Origin of the sequence: Streptomyces sp. NBC_00539, assembly GCF_036346105.1 — a bacterium.
Classification (GTDB): domain Bacteria; phylum Actinomycetota; class Actinomycetes; order Streptomycetales; family Streptomycetaceae; genus Streptomyces.
Genome location: NZ_CP107811.1, coordinates 5,432,248 through 5,458,692 on the forward strand (window position 1 = coordinate 5,432,248; position 26,445 = coordinate 5,458,692).

General features: G+C 72.7%; 21 protein-coding genes. 10 read left to right on the forward strand and 11 right to left on the reverse strand.

What is annotated here, in order from left to right:
- The first annotated feature begins 65 nt into the window (after positions 1 to 65).
- Together OG861_RS24380 and OG861_RS24385 are read left to right on the forward strand one after the other, a co-directional pair.
- Complete coding sequence (locus OG861_RS24380; RefSeq protein ID WP_329194043.1) at positions 66 to 737, forward strand: LysM peptidoglycan-binding domain-containing protein; 672 nt, start codon at positions 66 to 68, stop codon at positions 735 to 737.
- A gap of 296 nt (positions 738 to 1,033) precedes the next feature.
- Complete coding sequence (locus OG861_RS24385) at positions 1,034 to 1,999, forward strand: helix-turn-helix transcriptional regulator (protein WP_329194042.1); 966 nt, start codon at positions 1,034 to 1,036, stop codon at positions 1,997 to 1,999.
- Between the two features lie 303 nt (positions 2,000 to 2,302).
- Here the strand turns inward: OG861_RS24385 and OG861_RS24390 are convergent, their stop codons facing one another.
- Positions 2,303 to 3,340: a phosphatase PAP2 family protein gene (locus tag OG861_RS24390; protein ID WP_329194040.1), complete on the reverse strand. Its 1,038-nt coding sequence runs from the start codon at positions 3,338 to 3,340 to the stop codon at positions 2,303 to 2,305.
- Between the two features lie 239 nt (positions 3,341 to 3,579).
- Entirely contained in the window at positions 3,580 to 4,689 is a 1,110-nt protein-coding gene (locus OG861_RS24395) for a hypothetical protein (protein ID WP_329194037.1), read from the reverse strand.
- Between the two features lie 282 nt (positions 4,690 to 4,971).
- Between OG861_RS24395 and OG861_RS24400 the strand changes: the two genes are divergently transcribed.
- Both OG861_RS24400 and OG861_RS24405 read left to right on the forward strand, forming a co-directional pair.
- Positions 4,972 to 6,636: an MFS transporter gene (locus OG861_RS24400; protein WP_329194035.1), complete on the forward strand. Its 1,665-nt coding sequence runs from the start codon at positions 4,972 to 4,974 to the stop codon at positions 6,634 to 6,636.
- A 104-nt stretch (positions 6,637 to 6,740) separates the two neighbouring features.
- Positions 6,741 to 7,910: an acyl-CoA dehydrogenase family protein gene (locus OG861_RS24405; protein WP_329194033.1), complete on the forward strand. Its 1,170-nt coding sequence runs from the start codon at positions 6,741 to 6,743 to the stop codon at positions 7,908 to 7,910.
- A gap of 9 nt (positions 7,911 to 7,919) precedes the next feature.
- Here OG861_RS24405 and OG861_RS24410 read toward each other — a convergent pair whose 3' ends face one another.
- Positions 7,920 to 8,381, reverse strand: coding sequence for a cell division protein SepF (locus tag OG861_RS24410; RefSeq protein ID WP_136214944.1), 462 nt, complete (start codon positions 8,379 to 8,381; stop codon positions 7,920 to 7,922).
- Between the two features lie 284 nt (positions 8,382 to 8,665).
- Between OG861_RS24410 and OG861_RS24415 the strand changes: the two genes are divergently transcribed.
- From OG861_RS24415 to OG861_RS24430, 4 genes are all read left to right on the forward strand, one after another.
- Positions 8,666 to 9,973 (forward strand): DUF5685 family protein, encoded by a 1,308-nt coding sequence (locus tag OG861_RS24415; RefSeq protein ID WP_330261862.1) that lies wholly within the window; start codon positions 8,666 to 8,668, stop codon positions 9,971 to 9,973.
- Positions 9,974 to 10,053: 80 nt separating this feature from the next.
- Positions 10,054 to 10,887 carry a DUF1684 domain-containing protein gene (locus OG861_RS24420; protein WP_329194028.1) on the forward strand — a complete coding sequence of 278 codons (834 nt, stop codon included), beginning with the start codon at positions 10,054 to 10,056 and terminating at the stop codon, positions 10,885 to 10,887.
- Between the two features lie 145 nt (positions 10,888 to 11,032).
- Positions 11,033 to 11,914 carry a S1 family peptidase gene (locus tag OG861_RS24425; RefSeq protein ID WP_329194026.1) on the forward strand — a complete coding sequence of 294 codons (882 nt, stop codon included), beginning with the start codon at positions 11,033 to 11,035 and terminating at the stop codon, positions 11,912 to 11,914.
- A 90-nt stretch (positions 11,915 to 12,004) separates the two neighbouring features.
- On the forward strand, positions 12,005 to 12,484 hold the full coding sequence (locus OG861_RS24430) for a hypothetical protein (protein WP_329194024.1): 480 nt from the start codon (positions 12,005 to 12,007) through the stop codon (positions 12,482 to 12,484).
- 24 nt (positions 12,485 to 12,508) lie between these two features.
- Here the strand turns inward: OG861_RS24430 and OG861_RS24435 are convergent, their stop codons facing one another.
- The 6 genes from OG861_RS24435 to fxsA all read right to left on the reverse strand — a co-directional run bounded on the left by OG861_RS24435 (position 12,509) and on the right by fxsA (position 22,163).
- Positions 12,509 to 13,405, reverse strand: coding sequence for a DUF4231 domain-containing protein (locus OG861_RS24435; RefSeq protein ID WP_329194023.1), 897 nt, complete (start codon positions 13,403 to 13,405; stop codon positions 12,509 to 12,511).
- A 76-nt stretch (positions 13,406 to 13,481) separates the two neighbouring features.
- Complete coding sequence (fxsT, locus tag OG861_RS24440; protein WP_329194021.1) at positions 13,482 to 17,459, reverse strand: FxSxx-COOH system tetratricopeptide repeat protein; 3,978 nt, start codon at positions 17,457 to 17,459, stop codon at positions 13,482 to 13,484.
- A complete protein-coding gene (locus OG861_RS24445; RefSeq protein ID WP_329202075.1) occupies positions 17,443 to 18,855 on the reverse strand; it encodes a TIR-like protein FxsC in 1,413 nt (470 codons plus the stop codon). The genes fxsT and OG861_RS24445 overlap by 17 nt, the downstream gene beginning before the upstream one ends.
- A gap of 43 nt (positions 18,856 to 18,898) precedes the next feature.
- Positions 18,899 to 19,696, reverse strand: a complete 798-nt coding sequence (locus tag OG861_RS24450; protein ID WP_329194020.1) for an aminoglycoside N(3)-acetyltransferase — start codon at positions 19,694 to 19,696, stop codon at positions 18,899 to 18,901.
- A complete protein-coding gene (gene fxsBH / locus OG861_RS24455) occupies positions 19,693 to 21,969 on the reverse strand; it encodes a radical SAM/SPASM protein FxsBH, inactivated beta-hydroxylase extension form (protein ID WP_329194019.1) in 2,277 nt (758 codons plus the stop codon). The genes OG861_RS24450 and fxsBH overlap by 4 nt, the downstream gene beginning before the upstream one ends.
- Before the next feature lie 29 nt (positions 21,970 to 21,998).
- Entirely contained in the window at positions 21,999 to 22,163 is a 165-nt protein-coding gene (gene fxsA, locus OG861_RS24460; protein ID WP_329194018.1) for an FxSxx-COOH cyclophane-containing RiPP peptide, read from the reverse strand.
- Positions 22,164 to 22,461: 298 nt separating this feature from the next.
- Between fxsA and OG861_RS24465 the strand changes: the two genes are divergently transcribed.
- Positions 22,462 to 23,646: a hypothetical protein gene (locus OG861_RS24465; protein WP_329194016.1), complete on the forward strand. Its 1,185-nt coding sequence runs from the start codon at positions 22,462 to 22,464 to the stop codon at positions 23,644 to 23,646.
- Between the two features lie 17 nt (positions 23,647 to 23,663).
- Here OG861_RS24465 and OG861_RS24470 read toward each other — a convergent pair whose 3' ends face one another.
- Positions 23,664 to 24,566, reverse strand: coding sequence for an alpha/beta fold hydrolase (locus tag OG861_RS24470; protein ID WP_329194014.1), 903 nt, complete (start codon positions 24,564 to 24,566; stop codon positions 23,664 to 23,666).
- A gap of 164 nt (positions 24,567 to 24,730) precedes the next feature.
- On the opposite strand from OG861_RS24470, the gene OG861_RS24475 reads away from it, so the two are divergent.
- A complete protein-coding gene (locus OG861_RS24475) occupies positions 24,731 to 25,156 on the forward strand; it encodes a VOC family protein (RefSeq protein WP_329194012.1) in 426 nt (141 codons plus the stop codon).
- Positions 25,157 to 25,174: 18 nt separating this feature from the next.
- Here the strand turns inward: OG861_RS24475 and OG861_RS24480 are convergent, their stop codons facing one another.
- Entirely contained in the window at positions 25,175 to 26,272 is a 1,098-nt protein-coding gene (locus OG861_RS24480) for a DUF3533 domain-containing protein (RefSeq protein WP_329194010.1), read from the reverse strand.
- Positions 26,273 to 26,445: the final 173 nt, after the last annotated feature.

Below are 26,445 nucleotides of genomic sequence, written 5' to 3' on the forward strand. Positions count from 1 at the left end.
TGGGGTGCGCAGGTGCGCCGCGTGGCGGTGCGGGGCGGTGGAGGGGGCGTGCGTAGCGTGACCCGATGCCCAACCTCCGGACCTGGTGGGCCGCGTCGGCGGCCGTGACCGCTGCCGCGCTGGTGTTCGTACTCCCCTCCGGCGCGGCCGCGGTCCCGCCGCCGGCGCCGGGAGCCGCGGGGGCGGCGGCGCGTCCCGGAGCGTCCGGGGTGATCGGGCGGGGACCGGCGGACTGCGGGCCGGGCGGCACGTGGCCCTGGGACTGCGTGGCCGACTGCGAGAGCAGCGGGCGGTGGTCGGTCAACACGGGCAACGGGTTCTACGGGGGGCTGCAGTTCCGGCAGTCGACCTGGGAGGCGTACGGGGGGCTCGTCTTCGCGCCGCGGGCCGATCTGGCGCGGCGGGAGCAGCAGATCAGGGTGGGGGAGGAGGTGCTGGCCACACAGGGGTGGGAGGCGTGGCCGGTGTGCGCGAAGCGGTACGGGCTGGCGGGGCGGATGCACGTGGTGCGGGAGGGGGAGTCGCTGGACTCGATCGCGCGGCGGCGGGGGGTGGCGGGGGGCTGGAGGGCGTTGTACGAGGCGAACCGGGGGGTGATCGGGGAGAGACCGGAGGTGGTGGGGGTGGGGGTGATGCTGGTGTTGCCGGTTGCTCCGCCGGGTGCTCCGCCGGTGCCGGTGCCGGTGCCGGGGGCTTCGGCGAGCGGGGCGGCTTCGGCGGGGCCGGCTCCGCGCTGACGCACCCACCCGGGCCCGGGCCCGGACCCACGCCTCAATCGCCGGCGGGGCTGGGAGTGCGGGGCTCCGCCCCGGGCCCCGCGCCTCAAACGCCGGCGGGGCTGGAGAGGGGCGGCGGGGCTGGAAGGGAATGCGGGGCGGGAGGGACAGCGGCGCTGGACTGGAGGGGCGGGGGGCTGGAGGAGGGTGGCGGGGCTGGAGGGGGGCGGCGGGGCGGGAAGGGGCCGCGGGGCGGGAAGGGGCCGCGGGGCGGGAGGGGGCGTGTGAGGGGGTGGGGGTGGCGGGAGAATGTGGGGATGCTGGATACCTCCGCGCGGTTGTTGCGTTTGTTGTCGCTGTTGCAGGCCCATCGGGAGTGGACCGGGGCCGCGTTGGGTGAGCGGCTCGGGGTGACGCCGAGGACCGTGCGGCGGGACGTGGAGCGGTTGCGGGAGCTCGGCTACCCCGTCAACGCGAGCCCCGGCACCGGTGGCGGGTACCAGCTCGGGGCAGGGGCGGAGTTGCCGCCCCTGTTGCTCGAGGACGACGAGGCAGTCGCGGTGGCCGTCGGCCTGCGCACCGCCGCCGGGAACGGCGTCGAGGGGATCGGGGAGGCCTCCGTACGGGCCCTCGCCAAGCTGGAGCAGGTGCTGCCGTCCCGGCTGCGCCGAAGGGTCTGCGCGCTCAACGAGTTCACCGTGCCCATGCTGCGGGGGCCCCAGGGCCCCACCATCGACCCCGCCGTACTGACCGGGCTCGCCGCGGTCTGCCGGGACAGCGAGCGGCTGCGCTTCGGCTACCGCGACCACGACGGCACCGCCACCCGCCGCACGGTGGAGCCGCACCGGCTGGTCTGCACCGAGCGGCGCTGGTACCTCGTCGCCTGGGACCTCGACCGGGAGGACTGGCGGACCTTCCGGGCCGACCGGATCGACCCCCGGCCGCCGCACGGCCCCCGCTTCACCCCCCGCCCGCCCCCGGCCGAGGACCTCGCCGCGTACGTCTCCCGTGGCGTGTCCCAGCGCGCGTACGCCGCCCGGGCGCTGGTACGGCTCAAGGTGTCGGCGGAGGAAGCCGCCCTGACCGTCGGGCCGAGCGACGGAACCCTGGAGCCGGTCGATGCGGGGAGCTGCCTGCTGCGCACCGGGGCGGTGAACCTCGACGCCGTGGTGGTGCACCTCATGATGCTCGGCTGTGAGTTCGAGGTGATCGAGCCCGTGGAGCTGACCGAACGGATCCGGGGACTGCGGGACCTCCTCGACCGGTCGGTGAAGGAGAAGTGAGGGGAAGCGAGGAGAAGTGAGGAAACTGAGGGGGGTTCAGTTCAGTGGCCGGTCCGGGCGCGAGGTGGAATTGCCGCGGTAATTCCGAAGGCCCCGGGCGGGCATGAGGGAATCGCCTATTTCTCCGGGGGAACTGTCGACAATCCGTGACACAAGCGTGACCCGGTACGGAGGAACGTCCTGGCGTCGGGGTGACGGGCTGGGCATATCAACGACAACGGCGGGCCGGTTCGGTGAACCGGCCCGCCGTCGCGGCGTCGTGGTGCGGGGTGGTCGTGCGTACCGTCCGCGGGGTGGAGCGGCTCAGCCGCCCGTGACCGGGCGGGCCGCCGTGCCCCGGGCTCCCGCCCGTTCCGTGTGCGCCGGGCGGCGGCTGCCGACCGGGGTGACCGGCGTGCGCTCGGACCGGATGACGTGCGGCCGGGCGGCGCCGTGCGGGACCGTCCGCGGCGCGGGGGCGTGGCCGCCGGACGCACCGGTCGCGGCGGGCGTGTCGGCGGTGCGCCGCAGCCGCCACTTGCCGCCCGCGGAGACCAGCGGGACGAGCGCGGCGGCGACCGGCTCGGAGACCTGCCCCTCCTCCAGGCGGCTGCGCAGCCGCTCCCGCACCTCGAAGACGTAGGCCTCGGACCGGGCGATCAGCGGCTCGAACCAGGGCAGGGCGAGCAGCACCAGCAGGCCCGCGGACCAGCCGAGCAGTACGTCGCTGACCCAGTGGGTGCCGAGGTAGACGGTGGTGGCGCCGACGCTCAGCGAGACGATCGCCGACACCAGTGACAGCACCCGCCGGGTCACCACGGTGGAGGCCAGGTAGGCCAGGATCCCCCAGGTGACGACGGCGTTGGCGGTGTGGCCCGAAGGGAATATATCGCCGCCCGCGAAGAGCTCGGCGGAGCCGATCTGGGTGGCGTAGTGCGGACCCAGCCGCCCGAGGCCGAGCTTCACGGAGCCCACGGTGATGTTCAGCAGCAGCAGCGCCACGCCCAGCGTGATCAGCGGGCGGAGCGTGTGCTGGCGCCAGGAGCGCCAGCCCAGCCAGGCCGCGACCATGACGGCGGTGGGTCCGCGCTGGCCCAGGACCACGAGGTAGTCCAGGAAGGCGTGCAGCTGCGGCCACTGCTCGTAGGGCCGGAAGAACATGATCTGCCAGTCCAGCCGGACCAGCCAGGACGTGGTGAGTACCGCCACCACGATCGCGATGTAGAAGGCGAGGGTCGATGCCAGGAGCACGACGCGGTGCCGGCTCATCCGCGGGGTTTGCAGATGGGCCGGTCGCTCTGGTTCCCGGTCCAGCCGGGCGAAGACCCGCTCCAGACGGGTCAGGATTTGGTCGGTACGCACTCAATCGACGTTACCGCGCGGCGAAGCGCGGCCCGGGCGAATCGCGGGCTTTGTGATGACCATGTGATGTGGAGTTGGTCTCACGCGGGACTTAATTCCCGTTATTCCGACACGGGTTGGAACTTCCGCGCGGCAATTATCCGCACACTTACTCGCCGTTTATTGGCGCCGCCCAATCACTTTGCTCAAACATGGATCGGAATGATCCATTCCGTGATCACCCCTTCGTCCGGCGGTTCTTACGGGGGCCCCGACCCGTTCAGCCAGAAGGCCCCGTACACCGCCGACACCACGGCCAGCGCCCCCAGCGCGGCGGCCGCCCGGCCCGTCCGCCACTTCGCCAGCGCCGCCGCGACCGGCAGCAGCAGGGGGAAGGCGGGCAGCAGCAACCGGGGCTTGGAGCCGAAGTACCCGGACGCGCACAGTGCCAGCGCCACCACGATCCCGCAGTACACCAGCAGGGCCGCGGGCTGGCGCTGCCGGACGCACAGCCCGTACAGCCACAGCACCAGGAGCACCCCGGCGATCAGCCCCACCCCGGCGGCGAACGCCGGCGAGGCCAGACGGGCCCCGATGAACCGGGCGAAGGCCCAGCCGCCGTCGAAGCCGTTGCCCCAGCCGGCCTGCACGTCGAGGTAGCCGAGCAGCCCGGTCCCCGTGCGCGCGCCGACCCACAGGACGTACGCCGCCGCGCCCATCGGCGCCAGCAGCACCCCGGCCCCCATCCGCCAGGACCGCTCGCCGCGCCGCCAGGCCAGTACGGCAGCCACCCACACCGCCGCGACCACCGCGGCTCCGACCGGGCGGGTCAGTCCCGCCCCGGCGGCGAGCAGGCCCGCCGGCGGCCACCGGCCGCGCAGCACCGCGTACAGCGCCCAGGCGGCCAGCGCCGTGAACAGCGACTCGCTGTACGCCATGGACTGCACCACGGCGACGGGCAGCGCCGCCCAGAGCGCCACCGCCGCCACCCCGGCCCGGCGGCCGTAGAGGAGGGAGGTGACGGCGAAGATCCCCCAGGCGGCGGCGAAGCCCGCCACCGCCGACACCACCAGGCCCGCGGAGCCGTACGACAGCCCGGTGGGCGCGGCGACGAGCCGCTCCAGCCAGGGCAGCAGCGGGAAGAACGCGAGGTTGGAATGCACCCCGCCGTTCGGCAGGACCACCTCGTACCCGTAGCCCTCGGCGGCGATGCGCGCGTACCAGAGCGAATCCCAGCGCGCCGAGAGCAAGGTGTGCGGGCTGCTGCCGGCCGCCGCGCACCACACGGCGAGCACGGCCAGCCCGAGCAGCCGTATCGCCGCGAACGCGGTCAGCGCGGGTGCGGCCCGACGCAGTACGAGATCTTTCACGGGGACGATTATCGACGCCGCCGGTCGGGGGCTGCGGACCGCAACCGCCGACGGCGGCCGTGCGTGCAAGGAAAGGGGAGAAGCGGAGTGGCACACACCACACGGAGGCCGTCAGGGCGATGAGAGCTTGACCACGTGTCGGGCGGACGAACTCGCGTACGCTGACCCTTCACTCGCGCGAGTCGATGCCGGACCCCGCAGGACGCCGCACACGCACCACCCCCCGCGGCTCCACAAGACGCTGGTCCGCCGAGTGCGAGGGATCATCTGGGAGGTACATGCATGTCGGGGACGAACACGACCGGCGACGGTGAGCGCCCTGCGGTGTCCCCCGCGTCTTCCTGGCAGCGGATCAGCGCCGTCTCCGGCGGGACCAACCGCTGGCTGGTGCTCGGCGTGCTGTGCGTGAGCCTCGTGCTGGTCGCGCTCGACGCGACGATCCTGCACGTCGCCGTCCCCTCCGTCACCGAGGACCTGCGCCCCGGCGCCATGGAACTCCTGTGGATCGTCGACGCCTACCCGCTGGTGTGCGCGGCGCTGCTGATCCTCTTCGGCACCCTCGGCGACCGGGTCGGGCGCCGGCGCATACTCCTGTTCGGCTACGGGCTCTTCGGCGTCGCCTCCGCGATCGCCGCCCTCGCCGAGACCGCGCAGGTCCTGATCGCCGCGCGCGCCCTGCTCGGTGTCGGCGGCGCGATGATCATGCCGGCCACCCTGTCGATCCTGCGCCAGGTCTTCCCCGACCGGCGCGAGCGGGCGCTCGCCATCGGTATATGGACCGGCGTCGCCGCGATCGGGGCGGCGAGCGGACCGGTGCTCGGCGGGTTCCTCGTCCAGCACTTCTGGTGGGGTTCGGTCTTCCTGATCAACATCCCGCTGATGGCGCTGATCCTCCCGGTGGGCCGCTGGCTGCTGCCCGAGTCGAAGGGCTCCTGCGACGGGCCCTGGGACGTGCTCGGCGCGCTGATGGCGGCGGCGGGCGTGCTCGGCGCGGTGCTCGGGGTCAAGCGGCTCGGCGCGGAGCGCGAGCTCGCCGACCCGCAGGCGCTGCTGCCGCTGGCGCTGGGCGTGGCGCTGCTCGTGCTGTTCGTCCGGCGCCAGAGGCGGCGGCCGCACCCGCTGATCGACATGCGGATGTTCTCCCGCGCGGCCTTCTCCACCTCCGTCGGCTGCATCGTGCTGGCCATGCTGGCGCTGGTGGGCCTGGAGCTGATCGCCGTCCAGTACCTCCAGCTGGTGCTGCACCTGAGCCCGCTCCGGACGGGCCTGCGGCTGCTGCCGCTGACCTTCGCCGCCATGGCCGCGGGCGCGACCGGCTCGTACACCCTTCAGCGGATCGGGCCGCGCACGATGGTCTCGCTGGGCTTCGTGCTGACCGCCTGTTCGGTGCTGCTGCTGACGCTCATGGGTCAGCAGGACCGGCCGGTGCTGTTGACCGTCGGGTTCGTGCTGCTCGGCTTCGGACTCCAGACGACGTTGTTCGCGGCGTACGAGTCCATGCTGAGCGAGGTGCCGGCGGCCAAGGCGGGCGGTGCGGCCTCGATAGGCGAGACCTCGTACCAGCTCGGCGCGGGCATGGGCATCGCGCTGCTGGGGAGCGTGATGAACGCGGCGTACGCGCCGGGGCTGGCGCACGTACCCGGCGTGCCGGCCGCCGACTCGGGCAAGGCCGCACACTCGCTGGGCGAGGCCTACCAGATCGCGGCGCGGCTGGGCGGCGCGGCGGGGGAGTCGCTGTACGGTGCGGCGCGGCACTCGTTCGTGCACGGGCTGCACGTGACGCTGGTGGTGAGCGCGGGACTGCTGTTCGCGGGGGCGGTGATGGCGTTGAAGCTGCCGAGGGTGATGGAGTGCGGGGAGCCGTCGGGCGAGGCGGCGCGGGTGCCGGCGCAGGGCCGGCCGGCCGGAGCGCAGGCCGAGTGCGACGCGGCGGGGCGCCGGGCCTGACCGCGGCCGGCGCGACGCTGCGGGGAGGAGGGGCTGGACCGGCGGGTCGCGCGGGGAGAAACTTGCGGCGCTAGGTTTCCGTCCCACGGCCGCCGGGAGGCCACGTGTCCTTCGTACCCACCGATCCGCTCGGGCTCGACGAGTTGCTGAGCCCCGAGGACCTCGCCATCCGCGACACCGTGCGCGGCTGGGCGGCCGACCGGGTGCTGCCGCAGATTGCCGACTGGTACGAGCGCGGGGAACTGCCCGGGATCCGGGAGCTGGCCCGGGAGCTCGGCGGCATCGGGGCGCTCGGGATGTCCCTCCAGGGCTACGGGTGCGCCGGGGCCAGCGCCGTGCAGTACGGGCTGGCCTGTCTGGAGCTGGAGGCCGCCGACTCCGGGATCCGCTCCCTGGTCTCCGTGCAGGGCTCGCTCGCGATGTACGCCATCCACCGCTACGGCTCCGAGGAGCAGAAGCAGCGCTGGCTCCCCGGCATGGCGGTCGGCGAGCTGATCGGCTGCTTCGGGCTGACCGAGCCCGACGTGGGCTCCGACCCGGCCGCGATGCGCACCTACGCCAAGCGCGACGGCACCGACTGGGTGCTGAACGGCCGCAAGATGTGGATCACCAACGGCAGCGTCGCGGCCGTCGCCGTGGTGTGGGCGCAGACCGACGAGGGGATCCGCGGCTTCGCCGTCCCCACCGACAGCGCCGGCTTCGCCGCGCCGGAGATCAAGCACAAGTGGTCGCTGCGCGCGTCGGTGACCAGCGAACTGGTGATGGACGACGTACGGCTGCCCGCGGACGCGGTGCTTCCCGGCGTCACCGGGCTCAAGGGACCGCTGGGCTGCCTCAGCCACGCGCGGTACGGGATCATCTGGGGTTCCATGGGCGCCGCGCGCGCCAGTTTCGAGGCCGCGCTCGACTACGCGAAGACGCGCGAGCAGTTCGGCAAGCCGATCGGGGGCTTCCAGCTCACCCAGGCCAAGCTCGCGGACATGGCACTGGAACTGCACAAGGGCATCCTGCTCGCCCACCACCTGGGCCGCCGCATGGACGCGGGCACCCTGCGCCCGGAGCAGATCAGTTTCGGAAAGCTCAACAACGTCCGCGAGGCCATCGACATCTGCCGCACCGCGCGGACCATCCTGGGTGCCAACGGGATCTCGCTCGAATACCCCGTCATGCGGCACGCCACCAACCTCGAATCGGTCCTCACCTACGAGGGCACCGTGGAGATGCACCAGTTGGTGCTGGGCAAGGCGCTCACCGGGCTCGACGCCTTCCGGTAAGGGCCCTGCTCAGCTCTGGTTGAAGAAGTCGCGGGCGCGGCCGCCCGCTTCGCCGCTGACGATCTGGGTGTCGGCCGGGGTCAGCAGGAAGACCCTGGTCGCCACCCGCTCGATGGAGCCGCGGAGCCCGAAGGTCAGACCGGCGGCGAAGTCGACCACGCGCTTCGCGTCGGCCGGTTCCATGGACGACAGGTTCACGATCACCGGGACGCCCTCGCGGAACAGCTCGCCGATTCCACGCGCGTCACGGAAGCCGTCGGGGGTCACGGTCGCGATCCGCCGGCCCTGCTCGACCGCGGACTCCGACGCCACCTTGACGCGCGGGTCGGTGACCCACTGGTCCCCGGGGCCGGACACCGAACCGCCGTGCTGACGCTCCACGGCCTCCGCGTAGTCGTCGTCGTAGTACCGCTCGTCGTCGTTGTCCTCCACGAGACCCAACCAGGCACTCGCCTTGCGCACCGAACCCATGGACGCCTCCTTTCACCGCGGTCAGTTGTCTTCTCTTCCGCTGCCCCTATGGTCGTCCATGATGCTGACAACGCGCCAAGTGGATAGTCGGCGCGCACGGGTTTCGTGACGGTACTGGTGCAGAACATCCGTTGCACCGTCAAGGTCCCGAGCGCCTGCCGCTGCTGACTGAGTGAAAATACGACTGCGGACGCCGTCCGGGTGAGGCCTGCGGGCGTACGGGTGAACGGCCGGGCTCGGTACCATGCCCCCCGGCACGCGTATGACACACGGGGGAAGCGCAATTGTTCGGCATAGTCAGACCTTGCACGCACCGGCTGGGCGAGCGGTTCAAAGCCGAGTGGATGGCCCATCTCTGCGGACTGTGCCTGGCACTTCGCGGGGACCACGGCCAGTTCGCGCGGGTCGTCACCAACTACGACGGGCTGCTGGTCTCCGTTCTGACGGAGGCTCAGTCGGCTCCCGCCGCCGGCTCCCGGCGCACCGCCGGGCCGTGTCCGCTGCGCGGGATGCGCAGGGCTCCGGTGGCCGACGGGCAGGGCGCCCGGCTCGCCGCCGCCGTCTCCCTGGTGCTGGCCTCCGCGAAGGTACGGGACCACGTGGCCGACCGGGACGGGCTGTTGGCGAGGGCCCCGATCGCGGCCGCCGCCCGCAAGGTAGCCCGGGGCTGGGACCGGGCCGGCGCCCGTACCGGGGCCTTGCTCGGCTTCGACACGGCGGTGCTCGTCGACGCCGTCGACCGGCAGGGCGGCATCGAGACCCTGGCCGGGCCCGGGACGCCGGTCCTGGTGGTCACCGAGCCGACGGAGACGGCCACCGCGGCCGCCTTCGCGCATACCGCGGTCCTCGCCGGGCGTCCAGGCAACACGGCCGCGCTCGCCGAGGCGGGCCGCTACTTCGGGCGGCTCGCGCACCTGCTGGACGCCGTGGAGGACCAGGCCGCCGACGCCGCGGCGGGCGCCTGGAACCCCCTCACGGCCACCGGGACCTCCCGTGCCGAGGCCCGGCGGCTGTGCGACGACGCCCTGCACGGCATCCGGCTCGCCCTGCGCGAGGCGGAGTTCACCGACGCGGGCCTCGCCCACCGGCTGCTGGTGCACGAACTGCGCACCTCCGTGGACCGTGCCTTCGGCACCGGCCGCTGCGCCCACACCGGCGTGAACGCCGCGGGGCAGGGCTTCGGGGCCCCGCCGCAGGGGTACGGACCGCCGCAGGGGTACGGGGGCCAGGGGTACGGGGGCCAGGGCGGGGCGCCGTACGGGAGCGGCGGGCCGTACGCCCCGTACCCGCCGGCCGGGCCCGGAACGCCCCCGCCGCCGAGCGGCCCAGGCGGCCCCGGCTGGGGCGGGAGCGGTGGGGGCGGGCTGCCGCCGCAGAAGCCGCGCCGCGGGCTGCTCGCGGGCTGCGCGGTCGCCGTGGGGCTGTTCTGCACGTGCCGGCTGTGCTGCACCGAACACGAGGGCCCCTGGTCGCGCAAGAAGCGGGACGCGTGGTGCGACGACTGCGACTGCGGCAACTGCGACTGCGGCGGCTGTGACGGCTGCGGCTGTGACGGGTGCGAGTGCTGCTGCTGTCCCTGCGACGGCTGCTGACCGCCTGTCAGGTGACCCGCAGGCCCCGGACGGAGTACCGGGCGGTTCCCCTCCCGGCCCGTGTGGAAGGGCTGAGGGCCATGAGCGATCACGAAGCGGGCGGTCCGGCGGAGGACGACCCGGACACCGCCTGGAAGCAGTGGCACGAACGTCGTCTGGCTGCCGTCTCCGCCCCTTACGGACCACTCGCCCTCACCGGTACGCACTGGCTCGCCGACTACCCGGAGGGTCGAATTCCGGCCGTTCCGGGGCGCTGGCGCGCCACCGCGGGCGGGGTGGCCCTGAGTGCCGGCCCCGGGGACGGCCTCAGCCTCGACGGTGAGCCCTTCACGGGGGACGCCGTGCTCGCCGCCGACGACGGCCCGGCCTCCGGGGCGCGGGTCTCGGCCGGGGACGTACGGCTCGTGGTGCTCCTGCGTGAGGGGGAGTGGGCGGTGCGCGTCTACGACCCGGCCGCCGGGGCCCGGCACACCTTCGGGGGCATCGAGGCGGGCCCCTACGATCCCGGCTTCGTGCTCGCGGGCCACTTCCGGCCATACGGCGAGGACCAGACCGTCCAGGTCGAGAACGTCGACGGACGGACCCGGGGGCTCGGCCTCGGCGGCGAGCTGAGCTTCGTGCACGGGGGCGTGGAACACACCCTCCAGGTCGCGGTGGGCCACGGGGACGGCAGTCTCTGGGCGGTGTTCGCCGACGCCACGAGCGGCACGTCCAGTTACCGCTTCCGTTTCCTGAGGCCCGGCGTCCCCGCGGCGGACCGCTCGATCACCGTCGACTTCAACCGGGCGCTGCTGCCTCCCTGCGCCTTCGCCGACCACTTCATCTGCCCCTTCCCGCCGCCGGGCAACACCTTGCCGTTCGCGGTCGAGGCGGGGGAGCGGAGGCTGAAACGCGCCCTTGCCGCCGCAATCTGACGCCAGGACACTCCCGTCAGCGTCTCTCAAGGGACTTGTCAGGGGCACGGCGAACGCGAAGGCGTTTCCCGTGCCCCCGGCCGTCCCTCACAGGCACCGGCACCCCCACAGCGGCCGGGCCCCGATCCCTTACCGGGAGGACGAAGTGAGGACCAAGATCACCCGTACCAGGCTGCTCGCGGCCGCCGTCGGCGCGGCTGCCGTCGCCGCGCTCGCGCTGCCCACCGCCGCCAGCGCGGACACCAAGGACAGCGGCTTCAGCGCCGCCCGGCTGGCCTCGGCCGAAGCCTCGGTCCTGCGTGCCGACGTCGCCGGCACCGCCTGGAACACCGACCCCGCCACCGGGACCCTGGTGGTCACCGCCGACTCCACCGTCACGGCCGCCGACATCGCCAGGATCCGACGCGAGGCCGGGGCCGACGCGGCGGCCCTGAGGATCGAGCGCACCTCCGGCAAACTGCGCAAGCTGCTCTCCGGCGGCGACGCCATCTACGCGTCGAGCTGGCGCTGCTCGCTCGGCTTCAACGTCAGGAGCGGGAGCAACTACTACATCCTCACCGCCGGGCACTGCACCGACGGCGCCGGCACCTGGTGGACCAGCACCTCCCACACCACCACCATCGGAACCACCGTCGGTTCGAGTTTCCCCACCAATGACTACGGCCTGATCAAATACGCCAGCAACTCGCCGGTGCCGCCCGGCACCGTCGGCAGCCAGGACATCACCAGCGCCGTCAACGCCACCACCGGCATGTCCGTCACCCGCCGCGGCTCCACCACCGGCATCCACGGCGGCACGGTGACCGGCCTCAACGCCACCGTCAACTACGGCAACGGCGACATCGTCTACGGCATGATCAAGACCAACGTCTGCGCGGAGCCCGGCGACAGCGGCGGCCCGCTGTACTCCGGAACCCGCGCGGTCGGCCTCACCTCCGGCGGCAGCGGCAACTGCTCCTCGGGCGGGACCACCTTCTTCCAGCCCGTCGTCGAAGCCCTCAACGCCTACGGCGTCAGCGTGTACTGAGCCACCCGCCCCGGTACCCCTGGACGTCCTCCCGCCTTCTGGGAGGATGTCCAGGGCGTCCGTGTCCCCGGGGGGAGGCAGGTCTTTCGTATGAAACGCATCGGGGTGACCGGACACCGGTCGATTCCCGTCGAGGCGCTCGCCCACGTCAGGCAGAGCCTGCGGGGCGTACTGTGCGGCGGACAGGGGCCGTTGGAGGTGCTCTCCAGCCTCGCGGAGGGCGCGGACCAGCTCTTCGCCGGCATCGCCCTGGAATGCGGCGCCGACCTCACCGTGGTGATCCCCAGCGAGGACTACGAGGGCGACTTCGCGGACGCCCGAGCCCTGGCCCGCTACCGGCAGCTCAGGCACCGGGCCGCCCAGGAAGTACGGATGGGCTTCGCCCGCTCCACCGACGAGGCGTACTACGCCGCCGGAACCTACATCGCCGAATCCTGCGACCGCCTGGTCGCCGTCTGGGACGGTCTGCCGGCCCGCGGGCACGGCGGCACCGCCGAGATCGTGGCCTACGCGCGGGCGCTCGGCAAACCCGTCACCGTCATCTGGCGCGAGGGCGTGACCCGCCAGTGAGCCACGCCCCGCCCGCGACCGGGATCAACTGCTGTGCCGCGCCAGCCAGTCCGTGTGCTGAGGAGAGACGTACCGCTCCGTCTCGTACACGGCGGACGGCCACTGCGACTCGGTGATCGTCGTCTGCATCACCACCATCATCGCCGACAGGTCCTGCTCGATCAGTGTGTGCGCCTCGATCAGCGGATGGTGGCGCCGGACCTCGTTCCAGGCGATCGCCGCCGCCGCGGCCGCACTCAGCAGCGCCGTCAGCGACGGGCCCGGCCCCGAACCGAACGCGCCGAACAGTGCGAACAGCAGCGCCAGGCACGTCAGCAGCACGATCGTCCACGACCACAGCGCCGTCGCCCGCCGGGACACCTCCGTCTTGCGCTGGTACCAGTTGCGCTGCTCGATCAGCCGGTCCCGTACGTAGGTCTCCCTGCGCACCTGGTACCCCAGCCCGCGCAGCCGCTGCATCGCCCCGGTGATCTCCCCGCCCTCCGGCAGCAGGCCCGCGGCCCGGGGATCCTCCCAGCCCATCTTGCGCAGCTCGTCCAGCCCGGCCTCCAGCCGGGTCCGGTACGTCGCCTCCGGGGCGCCGACGTCACTGCCGAACGGCGCCCCGTGCACCGCGTACCGCCAGGCCAGGGACTTGATGAACTCCGCGGCGCTCCGGTTGAGCTGCCACTGCGGCCGGGCCCGGCGCCGGGTCGCCCGTACGCCCACCGCCAGCACCCCGGCGTAGGCCAGCGCGCTCAGCGCGCCGAACAGGTGCAGCGAGCCCGCGGCGGGCCCGGACGGCAGCGCGGCGGCCGCCGCGGCCGTGACCAGCAGCACCAGCTGCCTGCGCGTGGCCCGGGTGGACTCCCGCTGCCGGGAGATCGCCGCCTGATCGGTGTGGTGGAAGAGGGCCGGCAGGTCCTCGTTCCGGAAAGTCATGCTGTCGCTCACGGCGACCCCCCAGGTCTGCTGTAGGGGCGGGAGGCGGCCCGTGCGGGGGCCGCCCTCCGTCCGATCACACGGCGAGCGGCTCCAGGTCGCGGTGGACCCGGCGCTCGTCGCGGGCGTAACGGGTCAGACCGTGGTCCTCGCCGAGCAGGCGCGTCAGCTCGGCCACCGTCTCCGTCCGTACCCGGGCCGCTTCCTCCTTGCGGCCCATCATGTCCAGGCTCACCGCCATGTTCGACGCGGCCGCCAGGGTCTCCGGGTGGTGCGTCCCGAGCGCCTCGCGCAGCCGCAGCACCACCAGCCGCTCCAGCTCCAACGCGCCCTCCGGGTCCCCGAGGTCGGCGAGGGCGTTGGCCAGGTTCAGGTTGCCGAAGATGGTGTGCGGGTGGTTGTCGCCCAGCACCTCGCGCATGTGCCGGATCGTCTGGCGCAGCATCGGCTCCGCCGTGTCCGCGGAGCCCGTGCCCCAGTGGAAGACCGCCAGGTTGTTGACGGCGGCCAGGGTGTACGGGTGCCGCTCGCCCGGCACCTTCACGTACTCGTCCACCACCTCCTGCGCCAGGTCCCGCGCCGCGCCCGCGTCCCCCGTCGCGAACAGGTCGGCCGCCAGGTTCAGTTCACAGGCCAGCAGGTCCGGGTTGACCGAGGTGTACTTGGCGCGGTAGCGGTTGCGGGTCGCCGTCGTCAGCCGCAGCGCGTCCTCCAGGTCGCCCGCCCTGCGCAGCGACACCGCCAGGTTCTTCGCCGCGGACAGGGTGCCCGGGAAGGCCCGGCCGAGCGTCCGCTTGTAGATGTCGTACGTCCGGCCCAGCAACTGCACCGAATCGTCGTACCGGCCCACCTCGCGCAGGTCCCGGGCCAGGTTCTGCGCCGAGGACAGGGTGTACGGGTGGTCCGGGCCCAGTACCTCGGTGCGCCGGTCGAACACCTCCTGGTCGATCTCCCGGGCCCGGGAGTACTGCCCGACCATGCGCAGGTTCAGCGCCAGGTTGTTCGCGGCGGCCAGGGTGCGCGGGTGCGCCTCGTGGAATATCTGCCCGAAGCCCTCGTGCGCGGCCGTCGCCAGCTCCATCGCCTCGCCGTAGCGGCCGAGCGCCCCCAGGTCCATCGCCAGGCCGCTGGTGGTCATGTACGTGTGCGGATGCGAGGGACCGAGCGCGGTCCGCTGCCGTTCCAGGGTGACTTCGTCCAGCTCCTTCGCCTCCACGAACCGGCCCTGGGAGCGCAGGATGTTCGACAGGTGGAACCGCAGGTAGAGGTACTGCAGGTCGCTGTCGCCCAGCATCTCCTTCCACACCTCGCGCAGCTCCTCGCCGAGCTGGTACGCGGCCTTGAAGTCGCCGCGCTTCCACAGGTAGCGCACCCGGTCGATCAGCAGCCGGCGGGTCTCCGGCTCCTTGCAGAACCGGGCCTCGGAGGGCGTCAGGTGCGGCCAGATGGTGTTGAAGCGGGGCCAGGTGGCCGGGTTGTCTATGGGCTCGTCGTCATCGGGCCGGGCACCCGCCAGGATCCGGTGCACGGCGTGCCGGGCCTCGCGCTGCTCCTCTTCCGACAACTGCGCGCGGATCACGGCCTGGACGAGGCGGTGCACCTGGATGCTGTTGCCGACCTGGTCGACCTTGGCCATCGCGAACCGGCCGATCTCCCTGATCACCCGGCCCAGCATCAGCTTCTCCTGGAGCGAGGAGTCGTACGGCTTGAGGGCGTTGATCATCTCCTTGCTGTAGAGGAGGTTCGCGGATATCGGCTCCGGCGCGAAGAAGGCGCACAGCTGCAACAGCCGCACGGCGGCCGGGGAGCGGGACTGGAGCCGCTCGATGGACACGTTCCAGGTCGCGGCGACGGGCTCCGGATAGCCGGCCGGCTGGTTCAGCCCCAGTACGCTGGCGGCCTGCTGCGCCAGCTGTTCCAGGTACGCGGACACGGGCGTGGCGGTCTCCGCGATCCAGGCACCCGCCTGCTCGACGGCCAGCGGCAGGTCGCCCACCGCCACGGCCACCTGCTCGGCGTCCTCGTGCGAGAGGCCGGGAGCCCGCCGCTGGAGGTGCTCGATGGACTCCTCGCGCAGGAACACGTCCACCGGCAGCGCGTCGCCGTACTGCGACCAGGACTGGTTGCGGGAGGTGACCAGGACGTGCCCCGGTCCGCCCGGCGGGAAGAACCGCTTGAGCGTCTCGGGGTCGTCCGCGTTGTCGAAGACCAGCAGCCAGCGCGAGGTGGGCACGCCCCGCCGCAGCAGGTCGATCGCCTCCTGGGACGCGGCGGCCATGTCCTCGCCGGCCTGGGCGCCCAGCCGTACGGCCAGCTCCGCGAGGGCCGCGACCACGTCGTCGGTCTGCTCCGAGGAGATCCACCAGACCAGGTCGTAGTCCGCCATGAACCGGTGGACGTACTCCAGGGCCACCTGCGTCTTGCCGACACCGCCGAGCCCGTACAGGGTCTGCGGCTGCGGGAGCACCACCGCCATGCCGCCGCCGAGCTGGTTGCGCATCCGCTCCAGCACGATGCTGCGCCCGGTGAAACCGGTGTTGCGGGGCGGCGCGTTCCAGATCTTGGGCACGGTCCCCGGGAAGCGGGGGCCCGGCTGGGAGGCACTGTTGACCGTGTCGTTCAGGGCCATGGGCCGCTCCACCGCACGCAGCAGGGCCGTGGTGGCGTGCACCTCGTCCAGGCGGAAGAGGTCCACCGGATTGCGGTCGATGTAGGGGGTCGCGAGCCGTACGTCGCCCACCCGCAGCGGCACCAGCTGGCGCCGGCCCCCCGTCGGGTCCTCGGCGGCGGCCCGGTTCCACACGTCGACGGCGCGGCCGGACTTGAGGAAGGCGGTGGAGAGCAGCACGACCGTACGGGCGGCGCCGTCGACGCTGATGCCCGATCCGCCGAGGGTGTCCCCGGGCGACGGGGCGGGGGCCACTTCCGCCGAGACGTCCTTGGGCACCACGCGGAAGCCGGCCCGGGTGAGCACCGACTCGATCCAGTCGGCCCACATCCGGTTCTCCGCGACGTAGCAGAGGAACAGGTCGGCCGGAAGGGCCGGGCGGCGCCGGGTGAAGGCGTCCCGGATCCGCATCCGGACGTCCTCGGCGATGGCCGGCATGGAGGTGATCTCGCCCTCGGTGACCACGGCGGTGAGCCGCTCGAACGCCGAGAGCAGGGAGTTGGTGAGCCCGGCCTCGTCGCCGAAGGTGGCCAGGGTCTCCTCGTAGGCGTAGTAGGGCCGGTACGGGATCTCCACCGCGCCCCAGTACGACGTCAGGTCGTCCCCGACGAGGCCGCCCGGGAAACGGTCGAACTTGATCCGGGCCAGTGCCCGCCCGGCGTCGGCCTTCTCCTTCTCGCCCTCGTCGATGCGCATCGGCACGGGGTAGATCTTGATGCCGCGGTCGTTGAACCGCTCGTCGATCTGCCGGGCCACGGAGGCGGCGCCGTCGATGGACTGGTCGGACAGGGTGAAGCAGTCGACCAGGACGTCCGGCAGGTGCACGGTACAGATGTCGGCGATGTCGGACAGGCCGGTGCGGCTGTCGATCAGCACGTAGTCGTAGTTCTTCTTCATGTCGGCGCGCAGCGCGTCGAAGAAGAGGCCGCCGCCGAGGCGGTCGTAGAAGTTGTCCCAGTCGAAGGTGGACACCGTCGCCGAGTACTCGCGGTTCTGCCGGCCCGCCGAGACGAAGTCGAGCGTGCCCCCGTCGGGGAACTCCCAGCCCAGCGTCTCCGGGGTGAGGGAGACCGCGTGCGGCTGTATCCGCGCGTAGTCCTTGTGCCAGTCGTCGGCGCGCTGCACCGGGCTGGTCGCGGCCCAGGCGTACTCGCTGATCAGGTCGATGACCCCGGTGGTGGCCCCGAGGGTGGAGGGGTCCAGGAAGGGGTGGAAGAAGCGGTGCAGACCCGGCGCCTCCAGGTCCCAGTCCACGGCCAGCACCCGCTTGCCGTTGGCCGCCAGGATCCAGGCGGTGTTCGCGAGCGCCATGGTGCGGCCCGTACCGCCCTTGTAGGAATAGAAGGTGACGATGCGTCCGCCATGGCTGTCACGACCGGCTGTCATCCGTGTCCCCCCGCTCTGTGTCGCTGACGTCGTTGGTGTCGGTCCCGCGCGGCGGACCACCGCCCGCTTCGGTGTCGGGTGGGAAGGGGGCGCGCGGCGGCAGTGGCGGGGGCGGCTCATCCATCCCCATCGGCCCGACCAGCCGCGGCCGTTCGGTGTGCGTGCCGCCTGCCGGCGGGTACACCTGGGCGTGTCTGAGGAACTGCTGGGCGGCGGCTTCGACCACCTGGGGCAGGATCTGCCCGAGCATCTCCATGTTGGCCACGCCGTTCGCGGCGGCCCGGCAGGCGGCCCGGCCCTGGCTCATCTTGACGGGCATCGTCCCCTCCAGCCGGTCCGCGAGCTCGCTCTCCTTGGCCCGGCCCTGGTGGTCGTACCGGTTCCAGGGCACGACCACGTTGATCCACGGCCGGTGTTCCTGGTCGAAGGCGGCCAGCCGCTGGCGGCGCTGCTCGTCCTCCACCGCCCAGCGGTCGACGATCAGGATCTCCGGACGCGTCGGCGGCTGCTTGCTGTCGAAGTGCCCCGCCTCGTCGTCGAACGAGCCGAGGCTGGTCTGGTAGTTGAGGTTGCGGATCACGTCCTCGGCCACGTACGCGATGGGCCGCTGCGCCACCGGGTGGTAAGGGTTCCATTCCAGGGCGTTGTCCCCGTAGTACTCGGGACTGCGGCCCTCCGGGAGGTCGTGCCGGGAGGCGGCCGCCACCGTGATGTGCAGGGTGCGGGCGGGGTTGCCGCCGTTGCTGCCGAAGGCGCTCGGCACCACCCGGTAGTCCAGCGGCTTGATCGGGTCGATGCGTACGGTCTCGGCGACGTGCACGATCCGTTTGGCGAGTTCGTACACGGCCGCCTCGTACTGCTCGGCGTAGCTGCGGAGTTTGATCAGCCCGTACAGGCCGTCGGTGACGTAGCGCTCGCCGAAGGTGTTGTGGTTGAACTGCAACCGGGAGGCGGGGCCCGGCATGTGGGTGGCCGGCACCGGGACCCACAGGGCCGGCACGATGGCCTCGGGCGGCGGCTCGTTGTGGCGCGCGCCGTGCTGGATGGCGCGCTGCGCGAAGGCGAACCACTCCTTCCCGCACATCTCACTGGCGAAGTAGCGCGGCGAGAACAGGGGGACGAAGACCCGGCAGGTGGCGAGCGCCGCCGCGAGCCGTTCCGACCAGCCCTCGCCGCTGCGTATCTCGCGGTCCATGAAGCCGGCCTCCGAACCGGCGGGCAGGTCCGTCAGCGCCATGACGTGGTTGCAGAGATCACGGAAGAGCCGCTCGACCCACATGTCGGGGTCGGGCCCCCCGGCCCCGAATCTCGGCGTATGCGCATAACTGAGAAAGAAGTACGGCTGCACTGATGCGGGCACACGACCCCCGTCCCGAAGATGCGAGCGAAGAAACATCATTCCGGAGCTGCTTCGCCACATCCCCTCATCGTTCAGTCAATCAGCGTCTGTTTTCGGTCATCCAGTCGAGTGCGTGACCAACGGCATCGGGAATCGAGAAGAGCACGGCCCCAGCCCCGCCCAGCCGGCCCCTGCGCAACCGCGAATCCGGGAACGCGTCGCCGATCTGTGCGAAATCACTGTCGTCCAGCGCGACGTCCTCGTACGTCGTCCACCCCTCCCCCCGCCGTCCCCCCGGAAGGTTCACCTTCACCACACAGTCGTACATGCGCAAGGGGGGCTCGGGAATTCGGTACTCCGCCAGATGGAAAGCGGTGCAGGAGGAAAAGCCCACATTGATCATGAGTACCTGGCCGCCCTCCCCGCACATTCTCCCCAGGGGTGACTCCTCGCCCAGGTGGCATTCGAGGCGGTGACCGGCGCAGAGCCGCCGGGCGTCCTTTCCCAGCGCCGCGAAGGAGGTCTGCGGATGGGTGCTGCGCGCGGCGCCCGGGGAGGTACGGACGGTCTCGGCGAAACGCCCCACGCCCTGGCTCGGGGTCAGCCGCGGGTCGAACGCGGGCATCCGCGCCCGGAACCTGCGCACCTGCGGCTCCGAGAGGCCCGCGATCCGCTCCAGGTGCGCCGCGGAGGTGCGGGAGTTCTCCGAGGTGAACGCGGGGACCACCAAGGTGCCGTGCGGCCCCAGCACGTCCGTCAGGGCATCGCGCAGCGGCTCGGCCCGCAGACCGGTGCCGCGGAGCGCGGCGTGCACCAGCAGCCGGGTCCCCGGGCGCACCCCGATCCGGCGTAACTCCCCGGCCAGGGCGAGCGCACCCGGAGCCCGGGGGGACGTCACGCGTCGACCGCCTTCGACTCCCAGCGCAGCTCCTCCACCAGCCGCTTGCCGGTGCTGGTCAGCTCGGCCGCACCCGCCAGCCGGTCCAGGGCCCGCTGGATCCGGTCCGCCGCCCCCGGTTCGGGGGCCGCCGTCGCCCGCCGGTACGCCTCCACCGCCACCCGCTCGTGCACGTCGGCCAGCAGCCGGGACACCGGGACCGGGCGCTCGCGCCACGGCGAGGGGTGCTGCCACTGCCCGTCGAGCGCGTACAGGTCGGCCACCTCGGTCAGTGCCCGCAGCCGGGCCCGGCGCCGCCCGGTCAGCAGTGCGAGGGCCGTCTCGCGGACCCCGGCGCCGTACGGGACGCCGAGCGCCCCGGGGCCGTGCCGCCCCGCCTCGCCCCAGCCGTGCGCCCGCGGACCGCCCGCGAGCGGGGTCAGCGTCGTCAGCCCGGCCGCGGCCGCCCGGGCGAACTCCGGGACGGCGGTGTGCAGCAGCGTCCAGGCCGCGTCGAGGCGGACCCGCCACTGCCCGGCCTCCCCGGCCCCCAGCCGGAGCCTCGGCGGGCGGGCGAAGCAGTTGCGGTGCGGGTCGAGGTCCTCCAGCGCCACCGGGGCGGTGTCCTGCCCGGGCGGCGACCAGCTCCGTACGGGCAGCCAGCGCGCGTCCCCCGCCGCCGGACCGAAGCGGTGCTCGGCGCGGCCGTCGCGGACCGCGTACCCCGTACCGGTGGACCGCAGTGCGGCCCGGCCCCGCGTGCCCGGCCGGCCCAGGCGCAGCAGCCCCAGGGTCGGGAGGTACACCTCACCGTCCCGGTAGGGGACCTCGGCCGGCAGGTCGAGCCCGCCGCGCAGCACGGCGGCGGCGGCCAGCGCGGCCAGCCTGCGCGCCGTCTCGGGGGCGCCGGGGCCGGAGGGGCGCCCGTCCCGCCCGGCGTCCAGGGCCTCCAGGACCCAGGTGCGGGTGAACGGGTGGTCCAGTACGGCCTCCAGGGCGTGCGCGCCGGCGTCCCCGGCCCGCTCCACGCGGGCCAGCAGCTCCCAGGCCCGCGCCCATTCGGGATCACCCGTACGGTCGGCGTTCAGCCGGGCGAGCAGGACCCGGGTCAGCTGCTCCTGGGAGCGGGCCAGTTCGGCCGGGTCGGTGAGCTCCGGCGCCGTCTGCCGGGACGCGGTGCGGCCCTCGACCCCGTCCACCAGCTCGCGCAGGTCCGTGCAGTACACCGAAGGGTGGTCGAAGCCGCCCCCGCCGTCCGGGTCTGCCCGGTAGCGGTGGGTGTAGAGACCGCCGCCGCACGAACGTACGACGGGGCAGCGGCGGCACGTGTCACTGACACCGTCCAGACCCAGCTGCCGGGCCCGCACCCCGGGGTGGGCCGCCACCTCGTCGAAGGAGTGGGCGAAGACGTCGAAACCGGTGGCTGCGGCGCCCTCGTAGGCGCTCTTGAGGGAGTCGACCTGCTCCAGGGTCCCGTCCGTCTCCACGACGACGAGGTCGGTCGGCGCGAGCCCCAGGGACTCGGTCAGGCTCGGCCCTCCGCGCAGGGTGGACAGCAGGGACTCGAAGAGCCGTACGGAGACGGGCCGCCCGAGCCGCTCCCAGTGGTCGAAGACCCGCAGCAGCCAGCGCGCGTACGCGTCGGGGGCGCCGTCGGGGCGGACCGGCGGGGCCTCCCAGGTGGCGTGGGGGAGCAGGAAGTCCACCCGGGGCGGGCGCAGCTCGACGAGGGCGTCCAGCACGGCGACGGGGTCGTTGGCGACGTCCACGGTGCAGAGCAGGCCCTGGTAGAGGTGGCGGTAGGGCGCCGAACGGAGCAGTGCGACGGCGGCCAGGACCAGGGGGTGGCTGGTGCGCCCGTCGGCGAAGCGGCGGTGGCGGTCGTTCGCGGCCCGGTCCCCGTCGAGCGAGATGCCCACGCGGACGCCGAACTCGGCGAAGAGGTCGAGGTAACGGCGGCTGAGCTGGAGCCCGTTGGTGTGGATCCGCAGGTCGAGGTCGGCGGTCCCGGCGAGTGCGCGGGTGAACTCCTCGCACACGAGGCGTAGTCGGGCGGTGCCCGCCAACAGGGGTTCCCCTCCGTGGAGAATCACCGTGACGGAGGGGAGTGCATGGTCACGGGCATGTTCGGCGAGCCGCGACGCGGTGTGCGAAATGACCTCGGGGGAGATCACTTTCGGCCGGGCTCGCCAGCTCTGATCAGCGTGTTCATAGACATAGCAATGATCACAAGCGAGATCGCATCTGCTGTGAACCTTGAGGACGATCTCGCGAAAAGCGATCAGGCCGGTCATTCCACCAGTCTAGAGCGCGGGCTCCGGTGTCAGAGTGCGGAGTTGAAGATCGGTGCCTGAACGTGACGGCCGTTCTCCGAAGGCAGGACGCGTCCGAGCGCCTCGGCCGCCGAGGTGCTGTGGACGTCGATCCGGTCGAGCGGGACCAGGGGGGTCTTGACCGTGCTGGTCGCGGGGGTTGCGGAAGTGTTCACGACACCGTCCTCGGGGAGGCCATGCGAAATGGGCAGGGGAGCGACACCAGCGGTCCCGCTGGTGTCAAGCGTGGACTTTACTCGTCCACACCTTATTGGCAACCGAGACATGACGCCTGGTCAAGCGTTCTATGGAAAGGCTCCGGCAATTCTCCGGGTGCGGTAATCGGCCGTTTGCCGTACAGCAAGATCCTTTATCCCTGATGCCGGGTCACCACGGGTGCCGAGCGCCCGACGGGCGGGGTTTAGCATGTTCACGCCACCCCCCTGACCTGCCGTTCGGCCGAAAGCACCCCTCATGCGCCTCCAGCGGACCCTCGCTGCTACCGCCGTCCTCACCGCCCTCCCCGCACTCGCCGCCTGCCAGGGCGACCCTGCGCCGCCAGCCGGCCGTGCGGGCGCGAGCCCCTCCCCGTCCGCCGCGCGGCCGTCCGCCGGCGGCTCGCTCCTCGATGCACAGCAGTACGTACGGCAGTTCACCTCCTGCGAGGACATCAGCGGCGAACCGGACGACCCCCGGCTGCCGTTGACCGAGTTCACCCGCGTCGGACAGTGGTCCGTGACCCAGCGGGGGGTGTGCAGCGACCGGCCCGTGCACGGCGAGATCGTCTTCTACGTCGCCTCCGACATGAAGGAGTTCCAGGAGCGCTACAAGCAGAAGGTGATGGACGCGATCAAGGGCGGTGACGGGGCCTACGGCCTGAACAGCCGGGTCTTCATCGGCAAGGGCTACGCGGTCACACCGACGCAGACGAAGTCGGCCCTCGCACTCGCCCGGTCCAGCCTGCGGATCTTGACCTGCAATCCGACCTTCGCCGTACCCAAGGGCTACAAGAAGGAGAAGGCGCTGGTCGAGGGCTGCGTCCTCAGCGACTTCGTCAACAGCTCGGACGGCTCCGGCAGTCCGAACCTGGAGACCCCGCAGGACCCGGGCGGCGAGAAGCCGGGCCAGCCGGCCCAGGGCAGTCTCGGGCTCGCGCACGCCGGGAGCATCTCCGAGCTGAGGAAGCTGGTGCAGTACAGCGTGGACTGCTCGCACTTCTCCACCGACCCCGCCACCGTGGCGATCCGATCGATCGACTACGCGCCCGTCGTCGACGGCAACCCCCTCGACTGGGGCGTGGACGGCCGGGCCCTGTGCGGGGAGCCGGGGGGAGCCCAGCGCGCCCACAACCTCAACTGGCTCGACACCGTCGGCGACATGAAGAGGCTGCAGACCAAGGCCAAGGCCGCCCAGCTCGCCGACCTCAAGGACGACGGCGAGCTCAAGCACACCGCCAGTCTGCTGCTCGTCGGTGACGGCATCGCGGTCGAGAGCAACGACCCGAGCGTCCGGTTCGGCCTGTACCAGTCGCAGTTCCTCTACCTGAACTGCACGCCCGGCTTCTCCGCCCCGACCGGGTACCGGCTGGAACGGGCCCAGGTGGAGGGGTGCGTCCTGACCAACTACGAGCCCGAGCACCCGGTCGAGGGCGGTCGCTGAACGGTGTCCGGCCCCGCTCAGGCGGGCAGCTGCTCGCCCAGCGGGGGCACCGGCAGGTCGCGCAGCAGCCAGGTCAGTACGCCGGGCAGCGCGCGCAGGGCCGCGAAGTGGGCGGCCGCCGGATCGAAGGTGGCGGCGGCGCCCGGAATGCGGCGGGCCAGCCAGCGGGAGTGGCCCACGGGCGAGAACACGTCCAACTCGCCGTGCCAGATCAGCACCGGGCAGCGGATGTCGGCGGGGTCGAAGCCCCACGGACCGCTGAACGCGATCGCGTCGTCGATCCACCCGTAAGCCGAAATGCGCACCCCTTCCCGGTAGTTGCGCAGCAGCATCGCCCGCAGGCCCGCGTCGGCGACGATCATCCGGTCGTTCTCCGTCAGTTCCTTGCGCAGCTCCTCCAGCAGCCGGCGGGGGTCCTTGCGGATCCCCTCGGCGCGCGGGATCAGCCGGGCGGCGAACTCCTCGGGGTCGTCGTAGGCCCTGGTGTACTCCTCGACGTTCGAGGCGGCCATGCCGTCGAACCAGTCGAGGTCCTGCGCGTCCCGGGGGGCGAGCGGGACCAGCGCCGCCGTGCGGGTGACCCGGTCCGGCAGCAGGGCGGCGCACGCCAGCGCACCGGGCCCGCCGCCGGAACGGCCGGCGACGGCGAAGCTGTCCAGGCCCAGGGCGTCGGCGATCGTGGCCACCTCCTGGGCCACATCGGCGACGGTGCGGCCCGGGTGGCGGTCGGAGCCGCCGTAGCCGGGACGGTCGTAGGCGATGAGCTGTACCCGCCGCTGGTAGAGGACCATGCCGCGCGGGGCCGGCCCCAGGCGGCTGCCCGGGGTGCCGTGGAGCAGGAAGACGGGCTTGCCGTCCGGATCCCCCCAGCGCTCCACCATCAGAGCGCGGCCGTCGGCGGTGCGCACCTGATCGCGCACGCGCTCCCCCCTCACGTTCGACGCGGGCAGTCAGGGTGATTGTGCGCTTCGGCGCAGGGGTGCGGTAGAGCGCACCCGGTGGCAATTTCCCGGCGCGCCCGGGGCGCCGTCCCCGACCCTGGCGCCTGCGCCCCTGCGGGCGGCGCTCACGGCACAGTGGGCACATGAACGCAGACGACGAGAACGTGCTGGCCCGGGGACGCGTGGCGACCAGGCTGCCGGCCGCGGACCTGGACCGTGCGCGGCGCTTCTACTCCGAGCGGCTCGGCCTCGAGCCCGTGGACGAACGGCCCGGTGGGCTGCTGTACCGGTGCGGCAGTACGGAGTTCGCGGTGTTCCGGTCGACGGGGTCCTCGCCCGGCACCTTCACCCAGATGGGGTGGGAGGTCGACGACCTGGAGACGGCCGTGGCGCAGCTCAAGGGGCGCGGAGTGGTGTTCGAAGAGGTCGACGTGCCGGGGCTCCGCACGAGGGACGGGATCGCCGAGATCGAGGGCAACTACCCGAGCAAGGGCGCCCGGGGCGAACGCGGCGCCTGGTTCCGCGACAGCGAGGGGAACCTGCTGGGCATCGGCGAGCCGGTCGCCTGAGGCCCGGCGGCGCCCCGGTCACGGCCCCGGCGTCCGGGCGGCGGCGGGGTCCGGGGTGCCGCTGCCCACCGCAGGGCCGCCCCGGCCGCGGTGGAAGACCGCGCAGACCACGGTGACGGCCGCGCCGAGGACCGCCCAGGCCGCCAGCACCAGCATCGCCGGGCCCGCGTCGTTGCCCCGGAAGTACGTGATCGAGCGGGCGGCGTACGTACCGGCGCCCGGCGGCAGGGCCGGCCCGATGGCCCTCCAGAACGGCGGGAGCAGCGGATACGGGTAGGCGCCGCCCGCGCTCGGGTTGCCGAGGACCACCACCAGCAGGATCGCCAGCCCGATGCCGACCACCCCCGCCACGCCCTGGAACGCCAGCGTGATCGCGCCGACGGCGAAGACGACCAGCGTGCCCAGCCCCCACAGGGCCATGACGTTGCCGGGCAGCGCGCCCAGGACCGGCCCCGCGATGACCGTGCCGAGCAGCCCGGCGGCGATCGCGTACAGCAGCAGCGCGCCGAGCCGGATGACGGCGCGGGCGGAGTTCGCGGGCCGTGCGCCGGCGCTGATCGCGAGGATCGCGGCGCACAGGTAGCCGCCGACGCACCAGCCGACGACCAGGTAGAAGGAGCTCAGGCCGCGGGCGTCCCCGGCGGCGGCCGGGGCCACGTCGACGATCCGCACGCTGCGCCCCTGCGCCGTCTCGGCGCGGGTCACGATCGCTTCGAGCGCCTGGGAGAGCGAGGCCCCGGCGCCGCTCGCGACCAGCAGCCGGTCGGTCTTGCCGGCCGGCTCGATGAGCAGTGCCCCGGCCACGCTCCGGTCCTGGATCCGTGCTCGCGCCGCCGCCTCGTCGGGGACGGTGCGGGTGTCGAGCGGGTCGCCGGGCAGGGCGCCGAGGCTCTGGGCGGAGCGCGTGGCGACGGCTTCGGCGGGTGCGGTCACCACGAGGGGGATCCGGCTCGGTTGGGGGTGGTGGAAGGCCCCGATGTAGGAGGTGATGAAGGCGAGCTGGAGCGCCAGTACCCCGAGGACCAGCAGGAAGGCCCGGGTGCTGACGGCGTCCTTGATCTCGGCGAGGAAACCGCCGGAGGAACCCGCGGGTGCGGCGGTGGTGGGCTGGGTCATGTCTCACACGCTCGGCGGAGCGGGGGCCGGGCGCAGCAGGGGTGGGCCGAACGGAGGGCGGAACCGGCGGGCGGACCGCGAAATGGATGATCGAACAAGTGTTTCGCACGGGTATTCGAATTGCTCTATGGTGGAGACGGGGGAGGTGTTCAGTCGAGGGAAAGCAGGAGGCC

What these genes read in the sequence shown, in the direction of transcription:
- OG861_RS24380 (WP_329194043.1), top strand. Translation starts at nt 66, where the DNA reads ATGCCCAACCTCCGGACCTGGTGGGCCGCGTCGGCGGCCGTGACCGCT.
- OG861_RS24385 (WP_329194042.1), top strand. Translation starts at nt 1,034, where the DNA reads ATGCTGGATACCTCCGCGCGGTTGTTGCGTTTGTTGTCGCTGTTGCAG.
- OG861_RS24400 (WP_329194035.1), top strand. Translation starts at nt 4,972, where the DNA reads ATGTCGGGGACGAACACGACCGGCGACGGTGAGCGCCCTGCGGTGTCC.
- OG861_RS24410 (WP_136214944.1), bottom strand. Translation starts at nt 8,381, where the DNA reads ATGGGTTCGGTGCGCAAGGCGAGTGCCTGGTTGGGTCTCGTGGAGGAC.
- OG861_RS24420 (WP_329194028.1), top strand. Translation starts at nt 10,054, where the DNA reads ATGAGCGATCACGAAGCGGGCGGTCCGGCGGAGGACGACCCGGACACC.
- OG861_RS24430 (WP_329194024.1), top strand. Translation starts at nt 12,005, where the DNA reads ATGAAACGCATCGGGGTGACCGGACACCGGTCGATTCCCGTCGAGGCG.
- OG861_RS24435 (WP_329194023.1), bottom strand. Translation starts at nt 13,405, where the DNA reads ATGACTTTCCGGAACGAGGACCTGCCGGCCCTCTTCCACCACACCGAT.
- fxsT (WP_329194021.1), bottom strand. Translation starts at nt 17,459, where the DNA reads ATGACAGCCGGTCGTGACAGCCATGGCGGACGCATCGTCACCTTCTAT.
- OG861_RS24445 (WP_329202075.1), bottom strand. Translation starts at nt 18,855, where the DNA reads ATGTTTCTTCGCTCGCATCTTCGGGACGGGGGTCGTGTGCCCGCATCA.
- fxsBH (WP_329194019.1), bottom strand. Translation starts at nt 21,969, where the DNA reads ATGACCGGCCTGATCGCTTTTCGCGAGATCGTCCTCAAGGTTCACAGC.
- OG861_RS24465 (WP_329194016.1), top strand. Translation starts at nt 22,462, where the DNA reads ATGCGCCTCCAGCGGACCCTCGCTGCTACCGCCGTCCTCACCGCCCTC.
- OG861_RS24475 (WP_329194012.1), top strand. Translation starts at nt 24,731, where the DNA reads ATGAACGCAGACGACGAGAACGTGCTGGCCCGGGGACGCGTGGCGACC.
- OG861_RS24480 (WP_329194010.1), bottom strand. Translation starts at nt 26,272, where the DNA reads ATGACCCAGCCCACCACCGCCGCACCCGCGGGTTCCTCCGGCGGTTTC.